At 63.0% G+C, this 26,761-nt stretch carries 29 protein-coding genes; 9 read left to right on the forward strand and 20 right to left on the reverse strand.

The features are described 5' to 3' along the window. Positions 1 to 92 precede the first annotated feature (92 nt). The 6 genes from ACP92_RS03400 to purB all read right to left on the reverse strand — a co-directional run bounded on the left by ACP92_RS03400 (position 93) and on the right by purB (position 5,733). Positions 93 to 1,298 carry an SAM-dependent methyltransferase gene (locus tag ACP92_RS03400; RefSeq protein WP_041310118.1) on the reverse strand — a complete coding sequence of 402 codons (1,206 nt, stop codon included), beginning with the start codon at positions 1,296 to 1,298 and terminating at the stop codon, positions 93 to 95. A gap of 62 nt (positions 1,299 to 1,360) precedes the next feature. Next, positions 1,361 to 1,999 (reverse strand): pyridoxamine 5'-phosphate oxidase, encoded by a 639-nt coding sequence (gene pdxH / locus ACP92_RS03405; protein WP_013232719.1) that lies wholly within the window; start codon positions 1,997 to 1,999, stop codon positions 1,361 to 1,363. Positions 2,000 to 2,219: 220 nt separating this feature from the next. Beyond that, complete coding sequence (locus ACP92_RS03410; protein WP_013232720.1) at positions 2,220 to 2,792, reverse strand: YceI family protein; 573 nt, start codon at positions 2,790 to 2,792, stop codon at positions 2,220 to 2,222. A 105-nt stretch (positions 2,793 to 2,897) separates the two neighbouring features. After that, positions 2,898 to 3,461, reverse strand: coding sequence for a YceI family protein (locus tag ACP92_RS03415; RefSeq protein WP_013232721.1), 564 nt, complete (start codon positions 3,459 to 3,461; stop codon positions 2,898 to 2,900). Positions 3,462 to 3,519: 58 nt separating this feature from the next. Next, positions 3,520 to 4,044: a cytochrome b gene (locus ACP92_RS03420; protein WP_013232722.1), complete on the reverse strand. Its 525-nt coding sequence runs from the start codon at positions 4,042 to 4,044 to the stop codon at positions 3,520 to 3,522. A gap of 321 nt (positions 4,045 to 4,365) precedes the next feature. Continuing rightward, positions 4,366 to 5,733 carry an adenylosuccinate lyase gene (gene purB / locus ACP92_RS03425; protein ID WP_013232723.1) on the reverse strand — a complete coding sequence of 456 codons (1,368 nt, stop codon included), beginning with the start codon at positions 5,731 to 5,733 and terminating at the stop codon, positions 4,366 to 4,368. 214 nt (positions 5,734 to 5,947) lie between these two features. Between purB and ACP92_RS03430 the strand changes: the two genes are divergently transcribed. Beyond that, positions 5,948 to 6,562 carry a glutathione S-transferase family protein gene (locus ACP92_RS03430; RefSeq protein WP_013232724.1) on the forward strand — a complete coding sequence of 205 codons (615 nt, stop codon included), beginning with the start codon at positions 5,948 to 5,950 and terminating at the stop codon, positions 6,560 to 6,562. A gap of 67 nt (positions 6,563 to 6,629) precedes the next feature. Here ACP92_RS03430 and bfr read toward each other — a convergent pair whose 3' ends face one another. The 9 genes from bfr to ACP92_RS03475 all read right to left on the reverse strand — a co-directional run bounded on the left by bfr (position 6,630) and on the right by ACP92_RS03475 (position 12,021). Next, positions 6,630 to 7,109, reverse strand: coding sequence for a bacterioferritin (gene bfr, locus ACP92_RS03435; RefSeq protein ID WP_013232725.1), 480 nt, complete (start codon positions 7,107 to 7,109; stop codon positions 6,630 to 6,632). Between the two features lie 276 nt (positions 7,110 to 7,385). Next, the gene (locus ACP92_RS03440) at positions 7,386 to 7,802 is read right to left on the reverse strand and encodes an ExbD/TolR family protein (RefSeq protein ID WP_013232726.1); all 417 of its coding nucleotides are present in this window, start codon (positions 7,800 to 7,802) and stop codon (positions 7,386 to 7,388) included. Then, positions 7,802 to 8,533, reverse strand: coding sequence for a MotA/TolQ/ExbB proton channel family protein (locus tag ACP92_RS03445; protein WP_013232727.1), 732 nt, complete (start codon positions 8,531 to 8,533; stop codon positions 7,802 to 7,804). Before ACP92_RS03445 ends, ACP92_RS03440 begins: the two co-directional genes overlap by 1 nt. A 53-nt stretch (positions 8,534 to 8,586) precedes the next feature. Further along, positions 8,587 to 9,285, reverse strand: a complete 699-nt coding sequence (locus ACP92_RS03450; protein ID WP_013232728.1) for an energy transducer TonB — start codon at positions 9,283 to 9,285, stop codon at positions 8,587 to 8,589. Positions 9,286 to 9,294: 9 nt separating this feature from the next. Further along, complete coding sequence (locus ACP92_RS03455) at positions 9,295 to 9,522, reverse strand: (2Fe-2S)-binding protein (RefSeq protein WP_013232729.1); 228 nt, start codon at positions 9,520 to 9,522, stop codon at positions 9,295 to 9,297. Between the two features lie 30 nt (positions 9,523 to 9,552). Next, positions 9,553 to 9,876: a hypothetical protein gene (locus ACP92_RS03460; RefSeq protein ID WP_013232730.1), complete on the reverse strand. Its 324-nt coding sequence runs from the start codon at positions 9,874 to 9,876 to the stop codon at positions 9,553 to 9,555. 93 nt (positions 9,877 to 9,969) lie between these two features. Beyond that, positions 9,970 to 10,158: a hemin uptake protein HemP gene (gene hemP, locus ACP92_RS03465; RefSeq protein ID WP_041310121.1), complete on the reverse strand. Its 189-nt coding sequence runs from the start codon at positions 10,156 to 10,158 to the stop codon at positions 9,970 to 9,972. Positions 10,159 to 10,377: 219 nt separating this feature from the next. Continuing rightward, on the reverse strand, positions 10,378 to 11,484 hold the full coding sequence (mnmA, locus tag ACP92_RS03470) for a tRNA 2-thiouridine(34) synthase MnmA (protein WP_013232731.1): 1,107 nt from the start codon (positions 11,482 to 11,484) through the stop codon (positions 10,378 to 10,380). 39 nt (positions 11,485 to 11,523) lie between these two features. After that, a complete protein-coding gene (locus tag ACP92_RS03475) occupies positions 11,524 to 12,021 on the reverse strand; it encodes an NUDIX hydrolase (protein WP_013232732.1) in 498 nt (165 codons plus the stop codon). Positions 12,022 to 12,185: 164 nt separating this feature from the next. On the opposite strand from ACP92_RS03475, the gene ACP92_RS03480 reads away from it, so the two are divergent. The 4 genes from ACP92_RS03480 (at position 12,186) to ACP92_RS03495 (ending at position 15,570) form a co-directional block, all read left to right on the forward strand. After that, entirely contained in the window at positions 12,186 to 13,301 is a 1,116-nt protein-coding gene (locus ACP92_RS03480; protein ID WP_013232733.1) for a Re/Si-specific NAD(P)(+) transhydrogenase subunit alpha, read from the forward strand. An 85-nt stretch (positions 13,302 to 13,386) separates the two neighbouring features. Then, a complete protein-coding gene (panD, locus tag ACP92_RS03485) occupies positions 13,387 to 13,749 on the forward strand; it encodes an aspartate 1-decarboxylase (protein ID WP_006461708.1) in 363 nt (120 codons plus the stop codon). A 70-nt stretch (positions 13,750 to 13,819) separates the two neighbouring features. Next, positions 13,820 to 14,134 (forward strand): NAD(P) transhydrogenase subunit alpha part 2, encoded by a 315-nt coding sequence (locus ACP92_RS03490; protein ID WP_013232734.1) that lies wholly within the window; start codon positions 13,820 to 13,822, stop codon positions 14,132 to 14,134. Then, the gene (locus ACP92_RS03495) at positions 14,131 to 15,570 is read left to right on the forward strand and encodes an NAD(P)(+) transhydrogenase (Re/Si-specific) subunit beta (protein ID WP_013232735.1); all 1,440 of its coding nucleotides are present in this window, start codon (positions 14,131 to 14,133) and stop codon (positions 15,568 to 15,570) included. The genes ACP92_RS03490 and ACP92_RS03495 overlap by 4 nt, the downstream gene beginning before the upstream one ends. Before the next feature lie 90 nt (positions 15,571 to 15,660). Here ACP92_RS03495 and upp read toward each other — a convergent pair whose 3' ends face one another. The 5 genes from upp to ACP92_RS03520 all read right to left on the reverse strand — a co-directional run bounded on the left by upp (position 15,661) and on the right by ACP92_RS03520 (position 20,790). Then, complete coding sequence (upp, locus tag ACP92_RS03500; protein WP_013232736.1) at positions 15,661 to 16,308, reverse strand: uracil phosphoribosyltransferase; 648 nt, start codon at positions 16,306 to 16,308, stop codon at positions 15,661 to 15,663. A gap of 123 nt (positions 16,309 to 16,431) precedes the next feature. Further along, a complete protein-coding gene (locus ACP92_RS03505) occupies positions 16,432 to 17,580 on the reverse strand; it encodes an FAD-dependent monooxygenase (RefSeq protein WP_013232737.1) in 1,149 nt (382 codons plus the stop codon). Positions 17,581 to 17,688: 108 nt separating this feature from the next. Beyond that, positions 17,689 to 19,035: an aminopeptidase P N-terminal domain-containing protein gene (locus ACP92_RS03510; RefSeq protein WP_013232738.1), complete on the reverse strand. Its 1,347-nt coding sequence runs from the start codon at positions 19,033 to 19,035 to the stop codon at positions 17,689 to 17,691. Next, positions 19,032 to 19,748, reverse strand: a complete 717-nt coding sequence (murU, locus tag ACP92_RS03515; RefSeq protein WP_013232739.1) for an N-acetylmuramate alpha-1-phosphate uridylyltransferase MurU — start codon at positions 19,746 to 19,748, stop codon at positions 19,032 to 19,034. The genes ACP92_RS03510 and murU overlap by 4 nt, the downstream gene beginning before the upstream one ends. A 10-nt stretch (positions 19,749 to 19,758) precedes the next feature. Further along, positions 19,759 to 20,790: an aminoglycoside phosphotransferase family protein gene (locus tag ACP92_RS03520; protein ID WP_013232740.1), complete on the reverse strand. Its 1,032-nt coding sequence runs from the start codon at positions 20,788 to 20,790 to the stop codon at positions 19,759 to 19,761. 97 nt (positions 20,791 to 20,887) lie between these two features. On the opposite strand from ACP92_RS03520, the gene ACP92_RS03525 reads away from it, so the two are divergent. The 4 genes from ACP92_RS03525 to rsmA all read left to right on the forward strand — a co-directional run bounded on the left by ACP92_RS03525 (position 20,888) and on the right by rsmA (position 26,629). Beyond that, complete coding sequence (locus ACP92_RS03525; protein WP_013232741.1) at positions 20,888 to 23,188, forward strand: LPS-assembly protein LptD; 2,301 nt, start codon at positions 20,888 to 20,890, stop codon at positions 23,186 to 23,188. A 23-nt stretch (positions 23,189 to 23,211) separates the two neighbouring features. Next, the gene (locus ACP92_RS03530; RefSeq protein WP_013232742.1) at positions 23,212 to 24,702 is read left to right on the forward strand and encodes a peptidylprolyl isomerase; all 1,491 of its coding nucleotides are present in this window, start codon (positions 23,212 to 23,214) and stop codon (positions 24,700 to 24,702) included. Positions 24,703 to 24,797: 95 nt separating this feature from the next. Next, the gene (gene pdxA, locus ACP92_RS03535) at positions 24,798 to 25,820 is read left to right on the forward strand and encodes a 4-hydroxythreonine-4-phosphate dehydrogenase PdxA (RefSeq protein WP_013232743.1); all 1,023 of its coding nucleotides are present in this window, start codon (positions 24,798 to 24,800) and stop codon (positions 25,818 to 25,820) included. A 26-nt stretch (positions 25,821 to 25,846) separates the two neighbouring features. After that, complete coding sequence (gene rsmA, locus ACP92_RS03540) at positions 25,847 to 26,629, forward strand: 16S rRNA (adenine(1518)-N(6)/adenine(1519)-N(6))-dimethyltransferase RsmA (RefSeq protein ID WP_013232744.1); 783 nt, start codon at positions 25,847 to 25,849, stop codon at positions 26,627 to 26,629. The last annotated feature ends 132 nt before the right edge of the window (positions 26,630 to 26,761 follow it).

The raw sequence follows: 26,761 nt of genomic DNA on the forward strand, positions 1-26,761 counted from the left end.
GCCGCCAAGCACAACGGGCATGCCGCAGCATGCCCGTTGTGCTTTGTGCTTGGTGTGGTGTGCCTGCAGCCGCAGCCCGGAGTGCAGTCCAACTAGCGGCGATAGATGTACTGGCGCGACCACGGCAACTGCTGGGCGCTGCGGCCTGCCTTGGTGCAGACCACCTGGTACAGCGAGATCCAGTCGCGTTCGAAGCCGTAGGCGCTGCCGGCGAGATAGACGCGCCAGATGCGGTAGTGCTTCTCGTCGGTCACCCGATGGATGGCCTCGGTATTGGCTTCGAAATTGTCGGCCCAGATGCCGCAGGTGCGGGCGTAGTGGCGGCGCAGGTTTTCCACGTCGAAGGCTTCCAGCCCACCTTCCTGCATGGTCTTGAGCACGGTGCTGATATGCGGCAGCTCGCCGGCAGGGAAGACGTACTTGTCGATGAATTCACCCGCGCCATAGGGAGATTCGCCGTTCTCGATATCAGTGCTGGTGATGCCGTGGTTCATCGCCATGCCGCCATCGGCCAGCAATTTCCTGATCTGCGCAAAATAGCTCGGCAGGTTCTTGATGCCCACATGCTCGAACATGCCCACGCTGGTAATGCGGTCGAAGCTGCCGGTGACGTCGCGGTAATCCTGCAGGCGGATCTCGATGCGGTCCGACAAGCCGGCCGCCTCTACGCGCTCGCGCGCCAGCGCGTACTGGTTGCGGGACAGCGTTACGCCCACGCAGCGCGCACCATATTTCTGTGCGGCGCGCAGCACCAGCGCGCCCCAGCCGCAGCCGATGTCGAGCAGGGTCTGGCCCGGCCTGAGCTGGATCTTTTCCAGGATATGGTCGATCTTCTTGATCTGGGCCGTGGCGAGGTCTTCGTCGCCGTTCTCGAAGTAGGCGCAGGAATAGACCATGTGCTCGTCCAGGAAGAGCTTGTAGAAGTCGTTGGAGACGTCGTAGTGATACTGGATGGCTTCGGCGTCGCGCTTCCTGGTGTGGGTCACGCTGCGCACCATGCGCCCCAGCCGGCCTTCGGCCTTGAGGGTATTGGAGGCCAGGCTGTTGGCGACCTGGATGATGCTCTTGACCTTGCCTTCGACTTCGATCTTGCCTTCGACGTAGGCTTCGCCCAGATTGGCCAGCGAGGGGGTGAGCAGTGAGGTGATGGCCGATGCGTGTGGGACTTTCAGCGTGACCTCGGGCGTACCGCTGCCGAAGTCATACTGCTGTCCGTTCCACAGCACCAGCCGCAGCGGCAGGGCCGATACATTGCGAATGTTTTCTACCCAGGCGTCAAGCTTCTTTTCCCAAAACACGATGTTCCTCCGCGTCAGTGATGTGGATGCTCAACAGCCCTGCCAGGCAGGTGTTCTCGTCCTCAGGGCTGCAGGCGTTGCCGTTGCCATTGCCCGCTGGCATCACGCGTATAGAGCACGCGGTCATGCATGCGGGATGGGCGGCCTTGCCAGAATTCGATGCGTTCGGGGATGACCCGGTAGCCGCCCCAGTGTTCGGGACGGGAGGGATGTTCGCCGAATTGCTGCTTGGTTGTTTCGTATTGCTGTTCCAGCTTTTCGCGGCTTTCTACGGTGCGGCTTTGCTGTGAGGCAATCGCGCCGAGCTGGCTGGCCAGCGGGCGACTGTAGAAATAGGCGTCACTTTCTTCCTGGCTAACGCGCTCGATTTTTCCTTCGATGCGGACCTGGCGTTCTAGTTCTACCCAGTGGAACAACAAGGCGACGTAAGGATTCTCTGCCACGTCGATGCCTTTGCGGCTGTCATAGTTGGTAAACCAGGTAAAGCCCTGCTGGTCGAACTGCTTGATCAGCACGATGCGCGACGACGGCCGTCCATCCTTGCCCACGGTGGCCACGCTCATGGCGTTGGGCTCGGGGATCTGGGCCCGGCTGGCCTCGTCGAACCAGATCGCAAACTGGTCGATGGGGTCGGCGGCGGTCTCGGTCTCGGACAGACTGGCGCGGCTGTAGTCTTTACGAAGGTCGGCTAAGGACGACATGCTACTTGCTCCTTGGGGAACGGCGCTAGATTAGCGCGTTTTAAAAAGTTTTGCAGGGCAGCAAAACGGCGAATGCGAGCCATTGTGCGGCCTGCGGCCCGATGGCTCCATGATCGCAAGCAAGCCGGGCAATAAAAAAGCCGATGCATTATCGCATCGGCTCTGCCTTGCTGCCCGGTGCGGTCGGGACATCGACCGCGCCGGCAAAGGATCCCCTGGATCAGTTGGTCTTGACCGCTTCGACCTGGATGGCCAGCTTGGTTTCCATCGAGAAGCCGTACTTGGCGCCGTAGTCGATGCCGAAGTCGGCGCGGTTGAAGGTGGCCGAGGCGTCGCCGCCGCAGACTTCACGCTTGAGCATGGGGTGCTGGATGCAGTTGAACTTGTTCAGGGTCAGGGTCACCGGCTTGGTCACGCCATGCAGGGTCAGCTCGCCTTCGACGGTGGCCGGCTTGTCGCCGTTGAACTTGATGTTGCCCTTGTACTGCGCGGTCGGGTACTTGGCGACGTCGAACATGTCGGCGCTCTTGGCGTGCTCGTTCATCTTGGCGTGGCCGAAGTCGATCGAGGCGGCATCGATGGTGATGTCCACGGTGCCGGTCTTGGCGGCGCGATCCAGGGTCACGGTGCCGCTGGTCTTGTCGAACTTGCCGCGCCAGATCGATACGCCCATGTGGTCAGCTTCGAAGCTGGGATAGGTGTGGCTGGGATCGATGCTGTAGGTGTCGGCGGCATTGGCGGACATGGCGGCGCCAGCGGCGACCAGGGCGAGCAGGAGGTGGTTCAGTTTCATGTGTAGTGTTTCCTTGATGTGTGAAAAATCGCAGAGGAAGCCCGCGGGGAGCGGGGCGTCATGGCGCGGAACTGCTGTTTTGCTTTATCGCTTATCTCTTGTCGTTTACTGTGCAACGATGTGGAACTTGATCGTGACTTCATCGGCCACCATGCCGGTGTCTTTCCATTCACCTTCGCCGATGTTGTAGGTCAGGCGCTTGATGGGCAGGACGCCGTCGAACACCTGGGCCGCGCCTTCCTTCTTCACGGTCAGGGGGAAGCTCACGTCGGTGGTCTTGCCCTTGATGGTCAGCTTGCCGGCGACATCGTACTTGCCGGCGCCGTTGGCCTTGATGCTGCTGGAGACGAAGCTGGCCTTGGGGAATTGGGCGGCGTTGAACCACTCCTTCTTCTGCACTTCCTTGTTGTAGTCGGGCTCGCCGAGGTCGAAGCTGGTCACGTCGATCTCGACGTTGGCTTTGCCCTCAGCCGGCTTGGCGGCGTCGAAGTCGATGGTGGCGGCGAACTTCTTGAACTTGGCGTCCACCGGCACGTTCAGTTGCTTGAAGGTGGCCACCACGTTGCTCTTGGCGGCATCCACCTTCAGCGGTGCAGCCTGGGCGGAGAGGGCGAAGGAGGCGGCGGCCAGCGCCAGCAGGGTCGGTTTGATGAAGCGGTTGAGAGTCATATCGGGTTCCGTTGAAAAAACGAGCGGGAGGAAAGAATCTGCGTGCTGCCGTGGATGCCTACGGCAGGATGCGCTTGAAGATATTGTCGCGGTCGATGAACTGATGCTTGAGCGCCGCCAGCACATGCAGGGCAAACGCGCCCAGCAGGATCATGTTGAGCCAGTAGTGGGTTTCCTTGAGCAGGGGCTTGAGCTCCGGATTGGGCGCCATGAGCACCGGCAGCGGCAGCACGCCCAGGTAGACCACCGGGACACCTGCGGCCAGGCTGTAGAAATAACCGGAAACAGGAATGGCGAACATCAGCGCGTACAGGCCCAGGTGCAGCCCATGCGCGGCCGACTGTTGCCATTGCGGCATGTGGGCCGGATACGCCGGCGCGCGGTGCGTCAGACGCCACAGCAGACGTGCGCAGGCCAGGGCCAGCACGGTCACGCCCAGCCACTTGTGCCAGGAAAAATACTTCAGCTTGGTGGGCGTGAGGCCCGGAATGTCGACCATGGTCAGCCCCAGCCCGAAGGCGGAGATGATCAGCAGGGCGATCAGCCAGTGCAGCAGCATGGCGGGTTTGGTGTAGCGGTCCATAAGTGGTGACGAGTAGGTGGCGTTTGGAGCGGCTGGCTCGACAAATGGTTCTGTCGGGCTGGCGAGCCGGACGGCATCAAGAGATATGCGGTTTTCTTGATGCGGGGCATCATGCCACTTTTTGCAAATGCTGAGTATAAAGAGCTTTCCCAGCCCTTATTACTTGGGGAAACCGCATATCAGCCGTCCGCTTTTGCGAGTAATCGCCACATTATTCCTTTAACCGGTGCAGTAAATGAAAAATGGCGCACATCGCTGTGCGCCATTCTGGATTTCTGGTTTTTGACGCCGGACGGGACCGGAACCAGGCGCCGAACTGGCTTAGATCTGCTTGGCCAGTTCCACGGCGGTGCCGATGTAGTTGGCCGGGGTCATGGCCAGCAGGTGGTCCTTGGCCTCTTGCGGGATGGCCAGGCCATTGATGAAGTCGCGCAGGGCGTCCTTGGAGATGCCCTTGCCGCGGGTCAGTTCCTTCAGTTGCTCATACGGATTCTCGATGCCATAGCGGCGCATCACAGTCTGCACCGGTTCGGCCAGCACTTCCCAGGTGGCGTCGAGGTCGTCGGCCAGGCGCTGCGGGTTCACTTCCAGCTTGTTCAGGCCGCGCAGGCAGCTGTCATAGGCCAGCAGGGTGTAGCCAAAGCCCACGCCGATGTTGCGCAGCACGGTGGAGTCGGTCAGGTCACGCTGCCAGCGCGAGACCGGCAGCTTTTCGGCCAGATGCTTCAGGACGGCGTTGGCCATGCCCAGGTTGCCTTCGGAATTCTCGAAGTCGATCGGATTGACCTTGTGCGGCATGGTCGAGGAGCCGATTTCGCCGGCCTTGGTGCGCTGCTTGAAGTAGCCCAGGGAGATATAGCCCCAGATGTCGCGGTTCAGGTCCAAGAGGATGGTGTTGGTGCGCGCCACGGCATCGAACAGCTCGGCCATGTAGTCGTGCGGCTCGATCTGGATGGTGTAGGGGTTGAAGACCAGGCCCAGGCGCTGTTCCACGACCTGCTTGGAGAAGGCGGCCCAGTCGGTCTGCGGGTAGGCCGACAGGTGGGCGTTGTAGTTGCCCACGGCGCCATTCATCTTGCCCAGGATCTCGACGGCGGCGATACGCTTGGCCGCGCGTTGCAGGCGCGCCACGACGTTGGCCACTTCCTTGCCCAGGGTGGTCGGGCTGGCCGGCTGGCCGTGGGTGCGCGAGAGCATCGGCACGGCCGCGTGTTCGTGGGCCAGTTCGGTCAGCTTGGTGATCACGGCTTGCAGCGAAGGCAGCAGCACGGTGTCGCGCGCGGCCTTGAGCATCATGCCGTGCGAGGTGTTGTTGATGTCTTCGGAGGTGCAGGCGAAGTGGATGAATTCGGAGGCGGCCACCAGTTCGGGCACATCCTTCACTTTTTCCTTGAGCCAGTATTCGACTGCCTTCACGTCGTGGTTGGTGACGGCTTCGATTTCCTTGATGCGGGCGGCGTCGGCTTCGGTGAAGTCAGCGGCCAGCTTGTCCAGCAGGGCAAGGGCAGTGGCCGAGAACGGCTTGATCTCGGCAAAGCCGGCTTCGGACAGGGCTTGCAGCCAGGCAATCTCGACCTTCACGCGATGGTGCATGAAGCCCGCTTCAGACAGCAGCGGACGCAGTTTATCGGTCTTGGAGGCATAGCGGCCGTCCAGCGGGGACAGGGCCGAGAGAGCAGAGAGGGACATGGTGGAAACGGATGAGGTGCGTTGACTGAAGATTGGCGGGTGTTTGGCAGCATTGGCTGCAGAACCGCAATCGCCCGGGCCGGCAATTCTACCATTGGGCGGCGCCACGGCCCAGTTTTAGCGGGGTGTTGCTTTCCCGTTTGTACACGGGGCTTCCAGAATGAGGCAGAAAATGCGAATGTTATAATCCAGCCAGAACATTACTCGAAACGCTATGCTAAAACTCATCGGCTCCAATGCCAGTCCGTTCGTGCGCAAGGTGCGCGTCGTGATGGCCGAAAAAAAGATCGATTACGAATTCATCCTGGAAGATGTCTGGAGCGCGTCGACCACCATCCAGCAAAGCAATCCCCTTGGCAAGGTGCCTTGTCTGCTGATGGATGATGGGGGCGCGATGTTTGATTCCCGCGTGATCGTGGAGTATCTGGATACCCTCACGCCGGTAGGCAAGCTGCTGCCGCCCAATGGCCGCGAGCGCGCCGAGATCAAATGCTGGGAAGCGCTGGCCGACGGCATGCTGGATGCGGCCGTGCTGGTGCGTCTGGAAAAGACCTTGCGCCCGACCAAGCAGCAAAGCCCGGAATGGATCAAGCGCCAATGGAGCAAGGTCGAGGCTTCCCTGAAGGCGATGGCGGACGGCCTGGGCGAGAAGCCCTTCTGTGTCGGCAACCATTATTCCCTGGCCGATGTGGCGGTGTGCTGTGCGCTGGGCTGGTTGGCGTTCCGCTTCCCCGACCTGGCCTGGCGCGAGGACTATCCCATGCTGGCGCGCCTGTTCGACAAGGTCTCCGAGCGGGTTTCCTTCAAGGACACGGCGCCGCACATCTGATCGGAGCGGGTGTCGGGCATAAAAAAGCGCGCTTCATGAAGCGCGCTTTTTGTTTGCCTGTTCCGCCTTATTCGCCGGCGGGGGACATCTGGCTCTGCAGGTAATTCTGGATGCCGACCTTGTCGATCAGGTCCAGTTGGGTTTCCAGCCAGTCGATGTGTTCTTCGGTGTCGTCCAGGATCATCTGGAACAGCTCGCGGGAGACGTAGTCACCATGCTGTTCGCAGGTGGCGATGCCTTCCTTGACCGTCTTCTGGGCGGCCTGCTCCAGCTTTAGGTCGCATTGCAGCATCTCCGGGGTGTTCTCGCCGATCATCAGCTTGTGCAGGGCCTGCAGGTTGGGCAGACCGTCGAGCATGAGGATGCGGTCGATCAGCTTGTCGGCATGCTTCATTTCGCCGATGGATTCGGCATATTCCTTGGCGCCGATCTTGTCCAGGCCCCAATGCTTGTACATGCGTGCATGCAGGAAATACTGGTTGATGGCGGTGAGCTCATTGGTCAGTTGAGCGTTGAGCAATTTGATGACTGCGGGATCGCCTTTCATGGGACGCCTTTGTACGAGAAATGTGGATGAAAGAGACCGCTTTGCTGGGTGACGTTGCGCTGCCTGGCTGCGGACGGACGGGATCATAGCCCAGGCGTTTCAATTCATCATCAACAATTAGCGGGAATCATTCTTGCCTCTATTGTCGCTTGCCAAAAATATCAAAAAAAAACCTCTTTCGCCAAGCGAAAGAGGTTCTTATTGTAAAGCCTAGATGGCAGGATGTTTGCTACCGTTGGCATCGCTTGCCCGCATGCTGTGCGGGCGACCGAAAGGTTATTTTTTGTCAGGATCCGTCACGAAGCCGATCTTGGCCAATCCACCGGATTGCGCCGCCGACATCACCTGCGCCACCTTCTCATACTGGGTGGTGCGTTCGGCGCGCAGATGCAGCTCGGGTTGCGGCTGCTTCTGGGCGGCGGCGGCGATGCGTACGCTCAATTCGCCGCTATCGATCTTTTCTTCATTCCAGAAGACATTGCCGCTGGCGTCGATGGACAGGTTGATGCTTTCCGGCTTGACCTGATCCGGCTGGCTGCTGGCCTTGGGCAGGTCGATCTTGACCGCATGGTTCATGACCGGAATGGTGATGATGAAGATGATCAGCAGCACCAACATCACGTCCACCAGCGGCGTGGTGTTGATCTCCGGGTTGAAGTCGTCGTCCGAATCGGACAGGGAACCCATCGCCATCACGCCCTCCCGACGGCGGTCAGCTTGGCCTTGCCGCCATTGGGCTGGCCATCTTCACCGGCAGCACGGGCGCCGGTGACGAACAGGGCGTGCAGGTCGAAACCGAACTTGTTGAGCTTGGCGAGGATGGTCTTGTTGCCGCGCACCAGGGCGTTGTAGCCGAAGGTGGCGGGGATGGCCACGGCCAGGCCCAGCGCGGTCATGATCAGGGCTTCGCCGACCGGGCCTGCCACCTTGTCGATGCTGGCCTGGCCGGTGGTGCCGATGGACACCAGCGCGTGATAGATGCCCCAGACAGTGCCGAACAGGCCCACGAAGGGAGCGGTGGAGCCCACCGAAGCCAGCACGGCCATGCCGGCTTGCAGCTTGCCGGAGGCTTCGTCGATGGCCTGGCGCAGCGACAGGGTGACCCAGTCGCTCACCGACAGCTGGTCATGCAGATGGCCCTTGTGGGCGGTGTGGTGGCTCATCGCGGTCACGCCGGCCTTGGCGACTTCAGCGAAGGGATTGTCCTGGCCCAGGGTGGCCACGCCTTCGGGCAGGTTGGTGGTATCCCAGAACTGATGGCCAGCCGCCGCCGAGGCCTTGCGCAAGCGCAGCAGCTGCAGCGCCTTGGTGATGATCACGTACCAGGATGCGATCGACATGGCCAGCAACAGGACGGCGACGCCCTTGGTGACGAAATCGCCTTGCGCCCAGAGGCTTTCCAGACCGTACGGACTAACTTCCATGATGTTTCCTTCTATTTCTGTCAATGATGGGGATGGTGATACGAAAGCGGCTTTTAGTTCAGGCGGAAGGCCAGGCTGCCTACGGTGCTGACGGTAATGGCCTTGCCATTCTCGATGTAGGGCTTGAAGACGGCGCGCATGATGGCGTTGCGGGCGGCGTCGTCCAGCCGTGAATAACCCGAGGACTTGGTGATCTCGACCTTCTCGGCGCGGCCGCTGGTGTTGACGGTCACGCGGAATTCCACCACGCCTTCCTCGCCCATGCGGCGCGAGACGCTGGGATAGGTCGGGTTGGGGCGTTCGATGTATTCGATGCCGGAGGTGATCTGCTTGGGCAGCACCGGTCCGGGCGGCGCGGCGGGCGCCGGGGTCGGCTCGGCGGCCACCTGTGGCGCCGGGGCGGCAGGCTGCGGCGGTTGCGGCGGCGCCGTGATGGCCGTGGGAGCGGGCGTTTCGGTGACCGGGATGGGTTTGGGCGGCGTCACCGCCTTCTTGACGATCTTCACTTCCTTGGGCGGCGCCGGTTGGGCCTTGGGCGGGGCCGGCTCAGGTGCTTTCTCGGGAACGATGAAGGTGGCGATCACTTCCTTGGGCACGGCATTGACGGCCTGCTTGACCAGGCCGCTTTGCAGCGCCCAGAAAAAAGCGATATGCAACAGGATGATCAGGCCCAGGGGGCCAATCTTGCGTGCCTGGCGCATCAGTGCGCTGGGTGGGGACATGCTCATGAGTAAGGGGGACGTGGCGTTCATTGATCTGGTTCAGGCGGCAGCCAGCGACGGGTGGAAGACCACCGGCCGCACGCCCTGTTGTGTTTGACGTGCGCTGCTGAGGCATTCACGCAAGACGTTCTTGGCGCAGGAATGGCATTTGCCGCAGCAAGTGCCAACGCCGAGCTGCTTGCGCAACTCGGCCATGGATGTCATGCCTGCATCGACCGCCTGATGGATCTTTCCCTCGGAGATGTTGTTACAAACACATACGATCATTGTACGCCTCGCTGCCTGCTTCAACAGGCCCTATGCGGATCTCGCTCCTGCAACCATGCGCGAGAAGAAATTGAATTTTTCCGGCGGCGGCATCGTCCGCTCCACTACGGTGGCCCACTGTTCCGACAGTTGCTGGCACGTCGCCCGCAAGACCGGCGCCAGGTTGGGCAGTTCCGCCAAGGCCTTCAGGTGCCTCTCGATGACCGAGGCCAGTTTCACGCAGCTCTGCGTTTCCTGGCTGTTGTTGGCGGTGTAGTGCGACATCAGATGCAGTACGGCGGAAACCAGAAGTTCAGGTTGTGCCGGCGCGCCGTTGGGTTCCACGAATGCGGACGTCATGTTGTCGGTAACCATCAAACTCTCCTCACTAGGCTAGCTTGGCTGGCGACGCGTCTGACGATCAACGCTGGCTGGCCTGTTTATCCACCTGGTCTGATACCGGACGGCTCAGGCCGTCAGGATCAGCTTGTTCAACTGGGTCAGTCGCAACTTGTAGATGCGACCACCGTGATCGATCTCCAGTTCACGCATCTGACGGAACAGGTCCGTGCTCTTGATGCGGGTGATCGGCGTTCCGTTGGCGGTGGTGCCGGGCTTGTTGCGACGTTCCATGCTGTGGTCGTTCAGTTGGCTCATTACAATCACCTCCTATTAAATGCGAACAATTCTTATTTAGATTATTTGCCATTTGCGGCTGGATTGCAAGCCCTTTTATCGGTGTGATTGATAATTTTTATCATTTGGCTGCAGCGGGGAAACAGTTCCAGCCTACAGGAGCTGTCAATGTTGCCAAAAAGAAAACGCCCTGTAGCGAAATCGCTGCAGGGCGTCCGATCTGATTGCTGATGGGTAACTTCAGTCCGGCAAGGCTCCGTTTTCGATGATGCCGCCGCCCAGGCAGACGTCGCCGTCATACAGCACAGCCGACTGGCCTGGGGTGACCGCCCATTGCGGGGTGTCGAAGGCCAGCGAGAAGCTGGCGCCGGCATCGCTGAAGCCGCAGGGCACATCGGCCTGGCGGTAGCGCGTCTTGGCCGACAGCGCAGCCATTTGCGGGGCATGGCCGGCCACCCAGCTGACCTGGCCGGCTGACAGGGTGGGCGAGAGCAGCCAGGGATGGTCATGGCCCTGCACGATGTAGAGGGTATTGTTTTCCACATCCTTGCGCGCCACGTACCAGGCATCGCCATGGCCATCGGCATTCTGGTGCGCCTTGAGGCCGCCGATGCCGATGCCCTTGCGCTGGCCCAGCGTGTAGAACGACAGTCCCACATGTTCGCCCACGGTCTGGCCGTCGGCGGTCTTGATCGGGCCCGGCTTGTAGGAGAGGTAGCGGTTCAGGAATTCGCGGAAGGGGCGCTCGCCGATGAAGCAGATGCCGGTCGAGTCCTTCTTCTTGGCATTGGGCAGCTGCAGCTGCTCGGCGATCCTGCGCACCTCGGTCTTGTGGATCTCGCCCAAGGGGAAGACGGTGCGCGAGAGCTGTTCCTGGTTCAGGCGATGCAGGAAATAGCTCTGGTCCTTGCTGGCGTCGAGCGCCTTGAGCAGCTGGAAGTCGCCCTGCGGACCCTGGCGCACGCGGGCGTAGTGGCCGGTGGCGATCAGGTCGGCGCCCAGCTTCATGGCGTGGTCGAGGAAGGCCTTGAACTTGATCTCGGCATTGCACAGCACGTCCGGGTTGGGCGTGCGGCCGGCCTGGTATTCGCGCAGGAATTCGGCGAAGACGCGGTCCTTGTATTCAGAAGCGAAGTTTACTGCTTCGATATCCACGCCCACCACATCGGCGACGCTGACCGCGTCGATCCAGTCTTCACGGGTGGAGCAGTATTCCGAATCGTCGTCATCTTCCCAGTTCTTCATGAACAGGCCGATGACCTCATATCCCTGTTCCTTCAGCAGCCACGCCGAGACCGACGAATCCACGCCGCCCGACATGCCGATGACCACTCTTTTCTTGCTCATGTTCTATCCGTTCTATGCGCGCAGCCGCGCCGCTGCTGCTTATTGATCCTGATCCGCCAAGGGTCCGATCGCGCTGGGATCGGTATGCACCAGTTCCAGCGGCGCCCGCTGGCCGGCCAGGTAGTCGTCCACGCAACGCAGCACCAGCGGGCTGCGGTGGCGTTGGGCGCAGGCCGCCAGTTCCTCGCGCGTCATCCAGACAGCGCGCAGGATGCCCTCATCCAGCGCCCGTTCGAGCGGCTCGCCCACCGTGCCGGCGAAGGCGAAGCGCAGGTAGGTGGCCGACAGGCCGCCGCGCGAGGACGACACGTTGCGTGAAAGATAAGTGCCCACCAGCGCCGTTGGCGTGAAGACGTGCGCCGATTCTTCCAGCGCCTCGCGCACGGCCGCGTCGACCAGGGACTCGCCCGGTTCCAGGTGGCCGGCCGGCTGGTTGATGCGCAAGCCGCCCGCGCTATGCTCTTCCACCATCAGGAAGCGGCCGCCGCGCTCGATGATGGCGGCCACGGTGACAGAGGGTTTCCAGACTTCAGACATTGATGACCTCGTGAATCCGGCATTTTACCCTGTCGCCGCCGACTCTTCAGCGCAAAGCCCCGCTGCGGGCCGCGGGCGCCTTGTCCGCCGAAGCCGTAAATCTGTCGGCGGGCAAGACGAGTCGTGTAAGATCGCGGTAAGAATTCAACAACAAGGAGCTTCGCATGAGGATTGGGATTCCCGCCGAAAGCCGGGACGGAGAAACGCGGGTCGCGGCGACCCCGGAAACCGTCAAGAAGCTGGTTGCCGCAAAGCACGAAGTGATGGTCCAGTCCGCCGCAGGCCTGAAGTCCAGCATTCCCGATGAGGCCTTTGTCGCCGTCGGCGCCAGCATCGGCAGCGCCGACGCCGTCTTTACCGCGGAAATCCTCCTCAAGGTGCGCGCCCCTGACCAGGCCGAACGCGCCCGCATCAAGCCTGGCACCGTCGTCATCGGCATGCTCAACCCCTTCGACGCCGACAACATCGCCGCCATGGCGGCCGCCGGCCTCACCGCCTTCGCCCTGGAAGCGGCGCCTCGCACCACCCGGGCGCAGTCCATGGACGTGCTGTCCTCGCAGGCCAACATTGCCGGCTACAAGGCCGTGCTCATGGCCGCCAATACCTACCAGCGCTTCATGCCCATGCTTATGACCGCTGCGGGCACCGTCAAGGCAGCCCGCATGCTCATCATGGGCGCCGGCGTGGCCGGCCTGCAGGCCATCGCGACGGCCAAGCGGCTGGGCGCGGTGATCGAAGCCTCCGACGTGCGCCCGGCCGTGAAGGAGCAGATCGAGTCGCTGGGCGCCAAATTCCTCGACGTGCCCTTCCTGACCGAGGAAGAAAAAGAGATCGCCCAAGGCGTGGGCGGCTATGCCCGCCCCATGCCGCCGGACTGGATGAAGCGCCAGGCCGAACTGGTCCACGAACGCGCCAAACAGGCCGACATCATCATCACCACCGCCCTGATCCCCGGCCGCAAGGCGCCGGTGCTGATCAGCGAAGACACGGTCAAGGCCATGAAGCCCGGTTCGGTGATCCTGGACATGGCGGTCGACCAGGGCGGCAACTGTCCTTTGTCGGAACCCGGCAAGACTGTCATCAAGCATGGCGTGCACATCATCGGCGAAGGCAACCTGGCGGCCCTGGTGGCGGCCGATGCCTCGGCGCTGTATGCGCGCAACGTGCTGGATTTCCTGAAACTGATCATCGATGCCGAAGGCAAGCTGGTCATCAACAGGGAAGACGATATCGTCGCGGCCACGCTGCTCTGCCAGGGCGGCGAGATCCTGCGCAAATGAATCTGCCGCCCCGGGTCGGCAGAAAACCCGGGCGTTTTCAGCCCCACCAAGCCCATCAATTTCGGAATCAAGAAGGAAGAAGTACATGCAACGCATCATGCTGCGCGCGAAGATCCATCGCGCCTCGGTCACCCAGTGCGACCTGAACTACGAAGGCTCCTGCGGAATCGACGAAGACCTGCTGGAAGCCGCCGACATCCGCGAGTTCGAGAAGATCGAACTCTACAACGTCAACAACGGCGAACGTTTTTCCACCTACGCCATCCGCGGCAAGCGCGGCAGCGGCGAGATCTCGCTCAACGGCGCGGCCGCCCGCCTGGCGCACCTGGGCGATCTGCTCATCATCTGCACCTATGCGCCGATGAGCGATGAAGAAGTCGCTACCTACAAGCCCAAGGTGGTCTTCGTGGACGACAAGAACCGCATCACCAGCCTCAAAGCGATCTGACCCTCACCAAGAACCGTTCGGCCCGCTTGTAGCAGTTTTACCGGCGGACCGCACAACAAGGAGGAACACCATGGAAGTCAGCCATACCATCATCAACCTGATCATCTTCGTGCTGGCCATCTACGTCGGCTACCACGTGGTCTGGACCGTGACCCCGGCCCTGCATACGCCCCTGATGGCGGTGACCAATGCCATCTCGGCCATCATCATCATCGGCGCCATGCTGGCCGCTGGCCTCACTGAAGGACCGGTGGGTCGCATCGCCGGCACGCTGGCCGTGGCGCTGGCGGCGGTCAATGTGTTCGGCGGCTTCATGGTGACCCAGCGCATGCTGGAAATGTTCAAGAAGAAAGAGCCCAAGGCCAAGTCGGGAGAACAAGCATGAGCATGAACCTGGTGACCCTGCTGTACCTGATCGCATCGATCTGCTTCATCCAGGCCCTGAAGGGCCTGTCGCACCCGGCCACGGCGCGGCGCGGCAACAGCTTCGGCATCGCCGGCATGGTGATTGCGGTGCTGACCACGCTGGCGCTGATCGTCAAGATCAAGGGCGAGGGCGGCAATCCTTCCGGTGACATCGGTTACCTGCTGGTGGCCGGCGGCGTGATCGTCGGTGGCGGCATCGGGGCGTATCTTGCGCGCAGCGTCGAGATGACCAAGATGCCCGAACTGGTGGCGGCGATGCACTCGCTCATCGGTCTGGCCGCCGTCTGCATTGCGGTGGCTGCCGTGGCCGAGCCATGGGCGCTGGGCATTTCGGCGCACGGGCAACTGATCCCCGTGGGCAACCGGGTGGAACTGTTCATCGGCACCTTCGTGGGCGCCATCACCTTCTCTGGCTCGGTGATCGCCTTCGGCAAGCTCTCGGGCAAGTACAAGTTCCGCCTGTTCCAGGGCGCGCCGGTCAACTTCGCCGGCCAGCATTTCCTGAACCTGCTGCTGGCCGTGGCCATGATCGGTTTCGGCATCATCTTCGTGCTCACGCAGAACTGGCTGCCTTTCATCATCATGGCGGCGATTGCCTTTGCGCTGGGCGTGCTCATCATCATCCCCATCGGCGGAGCCGACATGCCGGTGGTGGTGTCGATGTTGAACAGCTATTCCGGCTGGGCGGCGGCGGGCATCGGCTTCTCGCTGAACAACTCCATGCTCATCATCGCCGGTTCGTTGGTCGGTTCTTCTGGCGCGATCCTCTCCTACATCATGTGCAAGGCGATGAACCGCTCCTTCTTCAACGTGATCCTGGGCGGGTTTGGCGGCGACGCGGCGGCGGCCGGCGGCGGCGCCCAGCAGCAGCGCAACGTCAAGTCGGGATCGGCCGATGATGCGGCCTTCCTGATGGGCAATGCCGAAACCGTCATCATCGTGCCCGGCTACGGCCTGGCCGTGGCGCGCGCCCAGCACGCACTGAAGGAATTGACCGAAAAGCTGACCCACAACGGCGTGACCGTGAAATACGCGATCCACCCGGTGGCTGGCCGCATGCCGGGTCACATGAACGTGCTGCTGGCCGAGGCCGAAGTGCCGTATGACCAGGTCTTCGAGATGGAAGACATCAACAGCGAATTCGCCCAGGCCGATGTGGTGCTGGTGCTGGGAGCCAACGACGTGGTCAACCCGGCGGCCAAGGACCCCAAGTCGCCCATCGCGGGCATGCCGATTCTGGAAGCCTACAAGGCCAAGACCGTGATCGTGAACAAGCGCTCCATGGCCGCCGGTTACGCCGGCCTGGACAATGAACTGTTCTACATGGACAAGACCATGATGGTCTTTGGCGACGCCAAGAAGGTCATCGAGGATATGGTCAAGGCGGTGGACTGAGTTTCGTCTGCTCCAGCAGAAATGACAACGGGCTGCGCAGTGATTGCGTAGCCCGTTTTCCTTTGCTTCCGCAGAAGCGCAGAGCGGCGCTTACTTGGTGCCGAAAATACGATCCCCGGCATCGCCCAGGCCCGGCACGATGTAGGCATCCTCATCCAGGTGCGAATCCAGCGAAGCGACGTAGAGCTTGACGTCGGGGTGGGCATCGGCAAACACCTGCACGCCTTCCGGCGCCGCCACCAGCGCCACGAACATGATATGCGAGGCTGGCACGCCGCGCTTCTTCAAGGCGTCCACGGCATAGACGGCCGAGTTGCCGGTGGCGACCATGGGGTCGCACAGGATCATGATGCGATCCTGCAGGTCCGGCAGGCGCACCAGGTATTCCACCGGCTGGTGGTTCTGGTCGCGGTAGACGCCGATATGGCCCACGCGCGCCGAGGGGATCAGTTCCAGGAGGCCATCGCTCATGCCCACGCCCGCGCGCAGCACCGGCACCACGGCCAGCTTCTTGCCGGCGATCACCGGGGCTTCATAGGTCACCAGCGGGGTCTCGATGGTCTCGGTGGTCAGCGGCAGGTCGCGGGTGATCTCGTAACCCATCAGCAGCGTGATCTCGCGCAGCAGGTCGCGGAAGGTGCGCGTGGAGGTGCGCTTGTCGCGCATGTGCGAGAGCTTGTGCTGGATCAGCGGGTGGTCGAGGATGAAGAGATTCTTGAAGCGCGGGTCTTGTTTCATGGCAAATGCAGATCTGCTGGATGGAATGCTGGGTGGAGCGGCGGACGCCGCAAGTCAGCATTGTCGCATTTCCTGACCGCCTGCGCGACGACAGGACGTCGCGCAACTGCAGCATTATTCACCTCATCGGCGACCGAACATCATGTGCTCGGCCAGCAGGCCGCGCGCCCCGGGGAGCAGGTCGATGGCGCCCAGCGACAGGCCCAGTGCCGCTTGCAGGGGAGAACCCTGGGGCGAGCCGGCAAAGATGCGGGCCATCAGGTCGGTCAGTCGGATGGTCAGGCTGCGATCCTGGCCGCGCTGGCGCTCGAAGGCCTGCAAGGCCTGGGGGGAGATCTCCCGCGCCAGCACATCGGCCAGCACGCGGGCGTCACGCAGGCCCAGGTTCAGGCCCTGGCCGGCCACCGGGTGCAGGGTCTGGGCGGCATTGCCGATGGCCACCACGCGCCGGCTCTGGCCGGGGCGGGCGTTCAAGCCCAGCGGGAAGGCGTGGCGCGGGCTGATACGGGTAAAGCGGCCCACCCGTTCGCCGAAGGTGCGCTGCAAGGCCGCCAGGAAGCCGGCATCCTCCAGCGCCATCAATTGTTCGCCGGTGGCCGGGCGCACGCACCACACCAGCGCATAGCCGTCGTCCTGCGGCAGCAGGGCCAGCGGGCCTTCATCGGTGAAACGTTCGAAGGCGCGATGGGCGATCACGCCATCGGCCTGCACATGGGCGATGATGCCGAGTTGCTGATAATCGCGCTGCAGGGTCTTGTGCTGCTGCTCGCCGAAGACACCGCCTTCGGCCTGGATCACCAGGTGCGCGCGCAGTATGCGGCCATCCTTGAGCGTGACGGCGACGTGCTGGTCTTCTTCCTCGATCTGCTGGGCTTCGGCAGGCCGCATCAGGCTCAGTCCCAGCGGGGCGATGGCCGAGGCCAGGGCGCGGTTGACTTCGCCATAGCGCGCTACATAGCCCAGCGCGGGCAACTGGTAATCCTTGCGGTCCAGCAGGGTGCGGCCGAAGTGGCCGCGGCGCGAGACGTGGATCTGTTCGATGGCGGTGGCGCTGCGGCCGATGTCGTCCCAGGCGCCCAGTTCATCGAGGATCTGGCGGCTGCCGTAGGAGAGGGCGATGGTGCGCGGATCGGCCGCTGCCTGTTCGGGCGACTTCATGTCCACCAGCGCAATGCGTGCGGCAGGCAATTGGCGTCGGGCCAGCAGGCCGGCCACGCTCTGGCCGACCGGGCCGCCGCCGCAGATGATCAGGTCGAAATCGACGGATTCCATGATGCCGGGAGATGCCTTCTACAGAAGATTCAGGAAGGCGTCATTGTAGCGGAGCCGCGCCGGCCGGGCTTGATCCGGCGCATGCACGGCCTGCAGAGCTAGGGTGTTTCAGCCCTGGCGCATCAGCGCTTCGATATCCTCGACCTTGGTCGGCACGCCCGTAGTCAGCAGTTCGCAGCCCGATGGGGTGACATGGGCGTCATCCTCGATGCGGATGCCGATGTTCCAGAACTGCTCCGGCACGCCCTCGCCCGGACGCACATAGATGCCCGGCTCGATGGTCAGCACCATGCCCGGTTGCAGGGTGCGCCAGGGTTTGCTGCCGTCGGTCGTGGCGGGGTCGCGGTAGTCGCCCACGTCATGCACGTCCATGCCCAGCCAGTGGCCGGTACGGTGCATGTAGAACTGGCGATAGTCGCCTTTCTCGATCACATCCTCCAGCGAGCCGACCTTGGACTTGTCCAGCAGGCCGGTATCGAGCATGCCCTGCGCCAGTACGCGTACGGCGGCGTCATGGCCATCCATGAAGCGTTTGCCGGGCGCGGTCTCGGCGATGGCAGCGGCCTGTGCGGCCAGCACGATTTCATAGAGCGCCTTCTGCGGGCCGCTGAAGGCGCCATTGGCCGGGAAGGTGCGGGTGATGTCGGAGGCGTAGCTGTCCAGTTCGCAACCGGCATCGATCAGGACCAGGTCGCCGTCCTTGATCTCGGCGTCACCCGCGCGATAGTGCAGCACGCAACTGTTGGCGCCGGTGGCGACGATGGAACCATAGGCCGGGTATTGCGAACCGTTGCGGCGGAATTCGTGCAGCAGTTCGGCTTCCAGATGGTATTCGCGCAGGCCAGGACGGCAGATGCGCATGGCGCGGCAATGCGCTTCGGCGGAGATGATGCCGGCGCGCTTCATGACGTCGATCTCGTAGGCGTCCTTGAACAGGCGCATGTCATCCAGCAGCACGCTCACATCGACCACGGCCGCAGGCGCCGACACGCCGCTGCGGGCCAGGGCGCGCACGCCTTGCAGCCAGCGCTGCAACTGCGCATCGCGCTTGTCATCGTGGCCCAGCGCGTAGTACACGGCGCGGGCGTCGGAGAGCAGGGCGGGCATGCTCTTGTCGAGTTCTTCGATGGGATGCGCCGCGTCCAGCGCGAACAGTTGCTGTGCGGCCTGCGGACCGTGGCGATAGCCGTCCCAGATCTCGCGTTCCAGGTTCTTGTCGCGACAGAACAGGATGCTGCGGTTTTCCTTGCCGGCTACCAGCACAAGAACCGCTTCCGGCTCGGTGAACCCGGTCAGGTAGTAGAAGTAGCTGTCGTGGCGATACGGATAATCGGCATCACGGTTGCGCATCACCTCGGGCGCGGTCGGGATGATGGCAACGCCGCCCCCGGCTTGTTGCAGGCTGGCCAGCAGGCGGGCGCGGCGGGCGGCGAAGGGGGAGGCGTCGAAGCTCATGGTCGGTTTCCTTGCGGTGGCAGGTTCAGTGCTTCCAGTTGGTCGATGGTGCCGACGTTGTGCCATTCACCCCGATAGACATCGCCGCCGATGCGGCCCTGGTCGGCGTATTGGCGCAGCAGCGGTCCCAGCTTGGCGTGGGTCCCGGGGGGGATGCCGTCGAACATCTGCGGGCGATACACGCCGATGTTGGCGAAGGTCAGCTTGGGCTGGCCTTCGTTGGCCAGCGCAAAGTTGTTCAGGGCGAAGTCGCCCTCCGGATGGAAGGGCGGATTCTTGACCAGGTACAGCCAGGCCATGTCGCGCTGGTCTTCCGGCAGCGGCTTGCCCCAGGGGTCTTCGTCTTCCAGCACGGTCAGCAGTTCGCTGTAGTCGAAATGCGGGCACCAGATGTCGCCCGAGACCGCGATGAACGGCTGTTCCCCCAGCAGGTGGCGCGCCTGGGCGATGCCACCGGCAGTCTCCAGCGCCGTGCCTTCGGGCGAGTAGAGCAGTCGGGCGCCGAAGCGGCTGCCGTCGCCGAGGGTGTCCTCGATCATCTGGCCCAGGTGGGCGTGATTGATGACGATCTCGGTGATGCCGGCGCGTACCAGCGAGAGGATCTGCCAGACGATGAGCGGGCGGCCACGGACTTTCAGGAGCGGCTTGGGGCAGCTATCGGTCAGCGGACGCATGCGCTCGCCGCGGCCGGCTGCGAAGATCATGGCTTTCATGGTCGGCGCCTCAGAAGGTGTAGCCGAACTTGGGCGCGTGTTCCTGCTCCAGCTTCTCGATCAGGCGCACCAGGGGCGTGAAGGCCACGTAGCGGCGCGCGGTCTTGAGGGTGTATTCCATCACCAGCGGGATGTCCTTGAGGTAGCCATCCTTGCCGTCGCGGTGCCACAGGCGGGCGAAGATGCCCAGCACCTTCAGGTGGCGCTGCAGGCCCATCCATTCGAAGTCGCGGTAGAAGGTATCGATGTCGGGCGTGACTGGCAGGCCGGCGCGGCGCGCCTTTTCCCAGTAGCGGATGGCCCAGTCCAGCACCATCTCTTCATCCCACTGGATGTAGGCGTCGCGCAGCAGCGAGACCAGGTCGTAGGTGATGGGGCCGTAGACGGCGTCCTGGAAGTCGAGAATGCCGGGATTGCCCTTGGGCAGCACCATCAGGTTGCGCGAATGGTAGTCGCGGTGCACGTAGACCTGGGGCTGGGCCAGGTTGTTGGCCAGGATGGCGTCGAAGGTCTTGTCCAGCACCGCGTTCTGTTCGTCGGTGAGCGTCACGCCCAGGTGCTTGCCGATATACCACTCGCGGAACAGCTCCAGCTCGCGCAGCAGCAGGGGGCGGTCGTACTCAGGCAGGGCTTCGGGCTTGCTTTGCGCTTGTAAAAGTACCAGGGCCTCGATCGCATCCATGTATAGTGCGTGCGCGCTATCGGCCGACAGTTGCGACAGGTAGGTGGTCGAACCCAGGTCGGAGAGCAGCAGGAAGCCACGCTCGCAGTCCTGCGCCAACACCTTGGGGACGGTCACGCCGGTCGCGGCGAACAGGCCTGCCACCTCGACGAAGGGACGCACGTCCTCTTGGGGAGGGGGCGCATCCATGACGATGGCCGAGCCGCCGTCCGGGGTATCCACCCGGAAATAGCGGCGGAAGCTGGCGTCGGCCGAGGCCGGGCGCAGGGTAGCGGGCAGCACCGGGGTATCGGCCAGGGAGGCGAGCCAGGTGTGCAGTTCGGACAGACGGGGATCAGGGGGGGAGCCAGGTGAAGACATGAACTATCGGAGGAAATCGTTTGACGAGGTTGAGTTCCCATATAATAAGGGATTCATCCCAAAAAATCCGCCTGCACGGTATCTGGCCACTCTTTTCATGATCCGGTTTTCCAAGTCTTTAACTGAACGTACTGTCAACTGGCGGCTGGCGCGTCTGTTCTCCTCGGCGATGGCCGTGGCCTCGGCCTCGGCGCTGTTGCCCCTTTCCGTGTATGCGCAGATGACCCTGCCTGCGCCAGTTGCCGCGCCTGCGCAGGACCAGGACGCGCCCGTCAACGTCAGCGCCGAGCAGATGACCGGTCGCCCTGACCGCCAGGTCAACCTGGATCGCGACGTCGAAGTGGTCAAGGGACCGACCACCATCAAGTCCGACAAGGCCGAATACCGCATCATCCAGGACGAGGTCGAAGCCACCGGCCACGTCTGGATGCGCCGCCTGCAAGACCAGTACACCGGCGACCACGCCGAAATGAACATGGGGACCGGCGCGGGGTATGTCAGCAGCCCGACTTATCTGATCGGCAAGAATGGCGGGCGCGGCAAGGCCGAGCGCATCGATTTCATCTCCGACGACCAGGCGCTGGTGACCCAGGGAACCTACAGCACCTGCGAGGCCCCCGATCCCGACTGGTATCTGCGCGCCAACACCATGGACCTGGACAGCGGACGTGACGTCGGCACCGTGCGCGGCGGCTTGCTGTATTTCAAGGATGTGCCGATCCTGGCGGCTCCCTGGATGTCCTTCGCCCTCTCTGGAGAGCGCAAGTCCGGTGTGCTGCCTCCCACCATTGGCGCGACCAGCACCGGCGGTTTCGAGCTTGCCGTGCCTTATTATTTCAATCTGGCGCCCAACTATGACCTGACGCTGGTGCCCAAGTACATCGCCCGGCGCGGATTGCAGATGGGGGCCGAGACGCGTTACATGGGCGAATCCTACAACGGGGTATTCAACGCCGAAGGCATTCAGGACAGGGTGACGGGAACGGGGCGCTATTCGCTGTCTTCGCGCCATAGCCAAATTCTGGCGCCGGGACTGCAGCTGGATTGGAATCTGAATAAGGCTTCGGACAACGATTATGCGTCGGATTTCTCTCACTCCATCACCGGCAGCACTACGCGTCTATTGCCACGCACTGCCAGCCTGACCTACAGCAGCACCTACTGGACCCTGGTGGGGCAGGTCTCCAAGTACCAGTTGCTACAGGACGTGAACGCCCCCATCGTCAAGCCGTATGACCGTGTGCCGCAGATCACCTTCAACGGCACCCGATACGATATTGGTGGTTTCGATTTCAACACCGTGGCCGACTTCACGCGCTTTTCCAGTGGCGCCCTGGTCGGTGGCGATCGCGCCTACCTGACCCAGTCGGTGTCCTACCCCATCGTGCGGCCGGGTTACTTCATCACGCCCAAGGTCACCCTGGACGCCACCAGCTACAAGCTGAACAATCTCGCGCCGGGCCAGCAGACCAACCTCACGCGCACGGTGCCGACGCTGTCGCTGGATTCGGGGCTGATCTTCGAGCGCGAATCCGACCTGCTCGGGCGCAGCATGACCCAGACGCTGGAGCCGCGCCTGTTCTACGTGCGCACGCCCTACCGCGACCAGACCAAGCTGCCGATCTTCGATTCGGGCCTGGCAGACTTCAACTTCGCGCAGATCTTCAGTGAGAACCGCTTCGTCGGCCACGACCGCATCAGCGACGCCAACCAGTTGACGGCGGCCGTGACCTCGCGCCTGATCGAGGAAAACGGCCTGGAGCGCCTGCGCGCCACCGTGGGCCAGCGTTATTACTTTGCCGACCCCAAGGTCGACCTCACCAGCACCTCGACCACGGCCACCACCACTACGTCCTCCGGCAGCCTGGGCAGCAAGTCCGATCTGCTGCTGGCGCTGGGCGGCCAGATCACGCGGGAATTCTCCACCGACAATACGGTGCAGTACAGCGAGACCTTGCGCCAGATGGTGCGTTCCAACTTCGGGATCCGCTGGCAACCCGCGCCCAAGCGCGTGCTGAACCTGCAATACCGTCTGGACCGCACCTACGTCAATCCCTACACGGGCGTACTCGATCCGCTCAAGCAGGTCGACGTATCGGGCCAGTGGCCGCTGTCCCAGCGTATCTACGCGGTGGGCCGCATCAACTATTCCATTCCCGATCGTACCGTGGCCGAAGGCTTGCTGGGCCTCGAGTACAAGGCCGATTGCTGGGTCTTCCGTGTCGTGGCGCAACGTATCCCCACCTCGTCCACCAAGGCCTCCACGGGCTTCTTCTTCCAGCTTGAACTCAACGGCTTCTCCCAGATCGGCTCCAACCCCATGGACGCCATCAAGAGCAGCGTGCCTGGCTACCAGAAAGTGAACCTGCCAGACTCTACCCCCGGCAACAACTTCTAACCTTTTCGAACCAACGACAGTCCATGCGTAATATGCGTACACCACTCCTCGCAACAACCAAAACAGTGACCGCGCTGCTGTGCATGCTGGGCGTGATCAGCAATGCGCAGGCGCAGTTCGCCACGACCATCATTCCGGTGACTCCGCCAGAGACCTCGGCCCAGCCGGCGCCTGCCAACGGCAAGCCGCCCGCCGCCAGCCCGGCTGCGCCCGCCAAGGCAGCCGCCCCGGCGCCGGCCAAGGCCACTGCAGCCGCGCCCAGCCAGGCGCGCGTGGAGCCCCGTCCGGTCGATTCGATCATGGTCGTGGTCAACAACGAAGTCATTACCCGCCAGGAAGTGGCCGATCGCCTGGCCAGCGTGGTCAAGCGCATGTCCGCGCAGAACGTGCAATTGCCGCCGCGTGACCAACTGGTGCGCCAACTGGTGGAGCGCATGATCGTCGAGCGCGCCCAGGCCCAGATGGCCAAGGAAAACGGTATCGTCGTCGATGACGCCATGCTGGACCGCGCCATGCAGCGCATCGCCGACCAGAACAAGCTGTCCATGGCGCAATTCCGCACCCGTCTGGAAGCCGAAGGCATGAACTACGCCAGCTTCCGCGAAGAGATCCGCCGCGAAATCCTCAGCCAGCGCCTGCGCGAGCGTGAAGTGGATAACAAGGTGGTGGTCACCGAGTCGGAGGTCGACAACTACCTTGCCGCCGAAGCCAACGCCGGCGGCCAGCGCCAGGAACTGGATATCGCCCAGATCCTGATCCGCGTGCCCGAGAACGCCACGCCCGACCAACTGGCCCAGCGCCGCGAGCGCGCCGAGGATGTGCTGCGCCAGCTCAAGACCGGCGCCGACTTCGCCAAGACCGCCGCCGCCTATTCCGACGCCTCCGACGCCCTCTCCGGCGGCGACCTCGGCTGGCGTCCTGCCGACCGCCTGCCGCAGCTGTTCCTGGATGGCGTGGCCAAGCTGCAGGATGGCCAGGTCAGCGGCCTGTTGAAGAGCGGCAATGGCTTCCACATCCTCAAGCTGGTCGGCCGCCGCACGGCGGACGGCGCCCAGGCTGCCGCACCGGCGGTGCAGCAGACCCATGTGCGTCACATCCTCATCAAGGTCAACCAGGTGGTCACCGCCGCCGAAGCCAAGCGCAAGCTGACCGAACTCAAGGAGCGCCTGGATCACGGTTCGGCCACCTTCGAGGAACTGGCCAAGCTGTATTCCAACGACTTGTCCGCCTCCAAGGGCGGCGACCTGGGCTGGGTCTATCCGGGCGATACCGTGCCCGAATTCGAGCGCGCCATGGATCAGTTAAAGCCGGGCGAAGTCAGCCAGCCCATCGAGACGCCGTTCGGCTATCACCTCATCCAGGTGGTCGAGCGCAAGACCGATGACGCTTCCAAGGAGCGCGCCCGCCAGGCTGCACGCCAGGCCATCCGCGAACGCAAGATCGATGAAGCCACCGAAGACTGGATGCGCCAGATCCGCGACCGCGCCTACGTCGAATACCGCAACGACGAATAAGTCCGGCAGCGGGCGCATCTGCGCCCTTGTCCGCGCAAGAGGCCGGCCGCACAGCCGGCCCTTGCATTTTTTGAAGCCCGATATCGTGAGACGCCATGAACCGACCCATCCTCGCGCTGACCTGCGGTGAACCGGCAGGCATTGGTCCCGAGATCTCGCTGCGTGCTGCCTGGGAGCTGCGCCACGAAGTGCGCTGCATCCTCCTGGGCGATGCCGCCCTGCTGGCCCAGAGCGCCTATGAGATCGATGCGCAGATGCGCGTGGCGGCCATCTCCATCCAGGCCTGGCGCAACAGTGGCTTGCCGCATTTCCCCACCGATTGCCTGACCGTCATCGATTGCCCGGTGGCCGAACCCGTCCGTCCTGGCGTGCTGGATGCGCGCAATGGCCGCGCCGTCCTGCAGACACTGGACCTGGCCGTGCAGGGCGCCTTGTCGGGGGCGTTCGCAGCCATCGTTACCGCGCCGCTGCAAAAGAGCACCATCAATGATGCCGGCGTGGCCTTTACTGGGCATACCGAATACCTGGCCGAGGTCACCCACACGCCGCAAGTGGTGATGATGCTGGCCGGCGGCCAGTCGCCCCACCTGCGCGTGGCGCTGGCCACCACCCACCTGGCCTTGAAGGATGTCCCGGCGGCGATTACCGCCGACAGCCTGGCGCGCACGCTGGACATCCTGCACGCCGACCTGCGCAGCAAGTTCGGTATCGCCCGCCCGCGCATCCTGGTCACGGGCCTGAACCCGCACGCCGGTGAGAATGGCTACCTGGGCCGTGAAGAAATCGAGGTCATCAGCCCCGCGCTGGAAGCGGCGCGCGCGCGCGGCATCGACGCGCGTGGACCGTATCCGGCCGACACCCTGTTCCAGCCCAAGTACCTGGAAGACGCCGACTGCGTGCTGGCCATGTACCACGACCAGGGCCTCCCGGTCCTGAAGTTCGCCAGCTTTGGTCATGGCATCAACATCACGCTGGGCCTGCCGCTGATCCGTACCTCGGTCGATCATGGCACGGCCCTCGACCTGGCTGCCGCCGGTCTGGGTCATGCCGACCATGGCAGCATGCTGGTGGCCGTGCGTGCCGCCGCCGACATGGCGCGGCGCCAGAAGCGCGCCTGAATCATCGCAAGAACACTGGAATCCCCATGAAACATATCCCGCGCAAACGCTTCGGCCAGAACTTCCTTACCGATGAGATGGTGCTGCACGACATCATCACGTCCATCGCTCCCGCCGCCGACGACGCCATGGTCGAGATCGGTCCCGGACTGGCTGCCATGACCGCACTGCTGCTGGAAGGACTGCGCCACCTGCACGTGGTGGAACTGGACCGCGACCTGGTCGAACGCCTCAAGAAGCGCTTCGATGCTGCGCGCCTGACGGTGCATTCAGCCGATGCGCTCAAGTTCGATTTTTCCACCATCCCGGTGCCCGAGGGCCGCAAGCTGCGCGTGGTCGGCAACCTGCCCTACAACATCTCCAGCCCGCTGCTGTTTCATCTGGCCGAGATCGCCCCGCAGGTGCAGGACCAGCATTTCATGCTGCAGAAGGAAGTGGTCGAGCGCATGGTGGCCGAGCCGGGCAGCAAAGCCTATGGCCGCCTGTCGGTGATGCTGCAATGGCGCTACCACATGGAATTGCTGTTCGTGGTGCCGCCCACCGCATTCGATCCGCCGCCCAAGGTCGATTCGGCCATCGTGCGCATGATCCCGCTGGCCCAGCCGCTGGCCTGTCAGCAGGCCTTGCTGGAACAGGTGGTGACCAAGGCGTTCTCGCAGCGGCGCAAGGTGATCCGCAATTGCGTGGCCGGCTTGTTCAGCGAGGATGAACTGCGCCAGGTCGGCATCGATCCGCAGGCGCGCCCGGAAGCCGTGCCGATGGAACAGTTCGTGGCCCTGGCCAATCTGCTCGCTGCCCGCCAGCACTGAGGCGCTGAGTTGCCGAGCCGCCTGCAAGGGCAGGGCGGCGGTAATTGTCACAGCCTGTCGTCGAGCCGTAAGAACTGTAACGAAGATTCATATTTGATGGATTCGAACTGAAGCTGGTCTATATTGGAATCG

Origin of the sequence: Herbaspirillum seropedicae, from assembly GCF_001040945.1 — a bacterium.
Taxonomy (GTDB): Bacteria; Pseudomonadota; Gammaproteobacteria; order Burkholderiales; family Burkholderiaceae_D; genus Herbaspirillum; species Herbaspirillum seropedicae.

Excerpts from the sequence above, each read along its gene's own strand:
- ACP92_RS03440 (WP_013232726.1), bottom strand. The coding sequence starts at position 7,802 with ATGGCGATGGGTTCCCTGTCCGATTCGGACGACGACTTCAACCCGGAG.
- ACP92_RS03445 (WP_013232727.1), bottom strand. The coding sequence starts at position 8,533 with ATGGAAGTTAGTCCGTACGGTCTGGAAAGCCTCTGGGCGCAAGGCGAT.
- hemP (WP_041310121.1), bottom strand. The coding sequence starts at position 10,158 with ATGAGCCAACTGAACGACCACAGCATGGAACGTCGCAACAAGCCCGGC.
- ACP92_RS03495 (WP_013232735.1), top strand. The coding sequence starts at position 14,131 with ATGAGCATGAACCTGGTGACCCTGCTGTACCTGATCGCATCGATCTGC.
- ACP92_RS03525 (WP_013232741.1), top strand. The coding sequence starts at position 20,888 with ATGATCCGGTTTTCCAAGTCTTTAACTGAACGTACTGTCAACTGGCGG.
- ACP92_RS03415 (WP_013232721.1), bottom strand. The coding sequence starts at position 3,461 with ATGACTCTCAACCGCTTCATCAAACCGACCCTGCTGGCGCTGGCCGCC.
- ACP92_RS03505 (WP_013232737.1), bottom strand. The coding sequence starts at position 17,580 with ATGGAATCCGTCGATTTCGACCTGATCATCTGCGGCGGCGGCCCGGTC.
- ACP92_RS03480 (WP_013232733.1), top strand. The coding sequence starts at position 12,186 with ATGAGGATTGGGATTCCCGCCGAAAGCCGGGACGGAGAAACGCGGGTC.
- ACP92_RS03475 (WP_013232732.1), bottom strand. The coding sequence starts at position 12,021 with ATGTCTGAAGTCTGGAAACCCTCTGTCACCGTGGCCGCCATCATCGAG.
- ACP92_RS03430 (WP_013232724.1), top strand. The coding sequence starts at position 5,948 with ATGCTAAAACTCATCGGCTCCAATGCCAGTCCGTTCGTGCGCAAGGTG.
- ACP92_RS03450 (WP_013232728.1), bottom strand. The coding sequence starts at position 9,285 with ATGAACGCCACGTCCCCCTTACTCATGAGCATGTCCCCACCCAGCGCA.
- rsmA (WP_013232744.1), top strand. The coding sequence starts at position 25,847 with ATGAAACATATCCCGCGCAAACGCTTCGGCCAGAACTTCCTTACCGAT.
- panD (WP_006461708.1), top strand. The coding sequence starts at position 13,387 with ATGCAACGCATCATGCTGCGCGCGAAGATCCATCGCGCCTCGGTCACC.
- upp (WP_013232736.1), bottom strand. The coding sequence starts at position 16,308 with ATGAAACAAGACCCGCGCTTCAAGAATCTCTTCATCCTCGACCACCCG.
- pdxA (WP_013232743.1), top strand. The coding sequence starts at position 24,798 with ATGAACCGACCCATCCTCGCGCTGACCTGCGGTGAACCGGCAGGCATT.
- ACP92_RS03410 (WP_013232720.1), bottom strand. The coding sequence starts at position 2,792 with ATGAAACTGAACCACCTCCTGCTCGCCCTGGTCGCCGCTGGCGCCGCC.
- mnmA (WP_013232731.1), bottom strand. The coding sequence starts at position 11,484 with ATGAGCAAGAAAAGAGTGGTCATCGGCATGTCGGGCGGCGTGGATTCG.
- ACP92_RS03460 (WP_013232730.1), bottom strand. The coding sequence starts at position 9,876 with ATGGTTACCGACAACATGACGTCCGCATTCGTGGAACCCAACGGCGCG.
- purB (WP_013232723.1), bottom strand. The coding sequence starts at position 5,733 with ATGTCCCTCTCTGCTCTCTCGGCCCTGTCCCCGCTGGACGGCCGCTAT.
- ACP92_RS03530 (WP_013232742.1), top strand. The coding sequence starts at position 23,212 with ATGCGTAATATGCGTACACCACTCCTCGCAACAACCAAAACAGTGACC.
- ACP92_RS03420 (WP_013232722.1), bottom strand. The coding sequence starts at position 4,044 with ATGGACCGCTACACCAAACCCGCCATGCTGCTGCACTGGCTGATCGCC.
- ACP92_RS03455 (WP_013232729.1), bottom strand. The coding sequence starts at position 9,522 with ATGATCGTATGTGTTTGTAACAACATCTCCGAGGGAAAGATCCATCAG.
- murU (WP_013232739.1), bottom strand. The coding sequence starts at position 19,748 with ATGAAAGCCATGATCTTCGCAGCCGGCCGCGGCGAGCGCATGCGTCCG.
- ACP92_RS03510 (WP_013232738.1), bottom strand. The coding sequence starts at position 19,035 with ATGAGCTTCGACGCCTCCCCCTTCGCCGCCCGCCGCGCCCGCCTGCTG.
- ACP92_RS03520 (WP_013232740.1), bottom strand. The coding sequence starts at position 20,790 with ATGTCTTCACCTGGCTCCCCCCCTGATCCCCGTCTGTCCGAACTGCAC.
- pdxH (WP_013232719.1), bottom strand. The coding sequence starts at position 1,999 with ATGTCGTCCTTAGCCGACCTTCGTAAAGACTACAGCCGCGCCAGTCTG.
- bfr (WP_013232725.1), bottom strand. The coding sequence starts at position 7,109 with ATGAAAGGCGATCCCGCAGTCATCAAATTGCTCAACGCTCAACTGACC.
- ACP92_RS03490 (WP_013232734.1), top strand. The coding sequence starts at position 13,820 with ATGGAAGTCAGCCATACCATCATCAACCTGATCATCTTCGTGCTGGCC.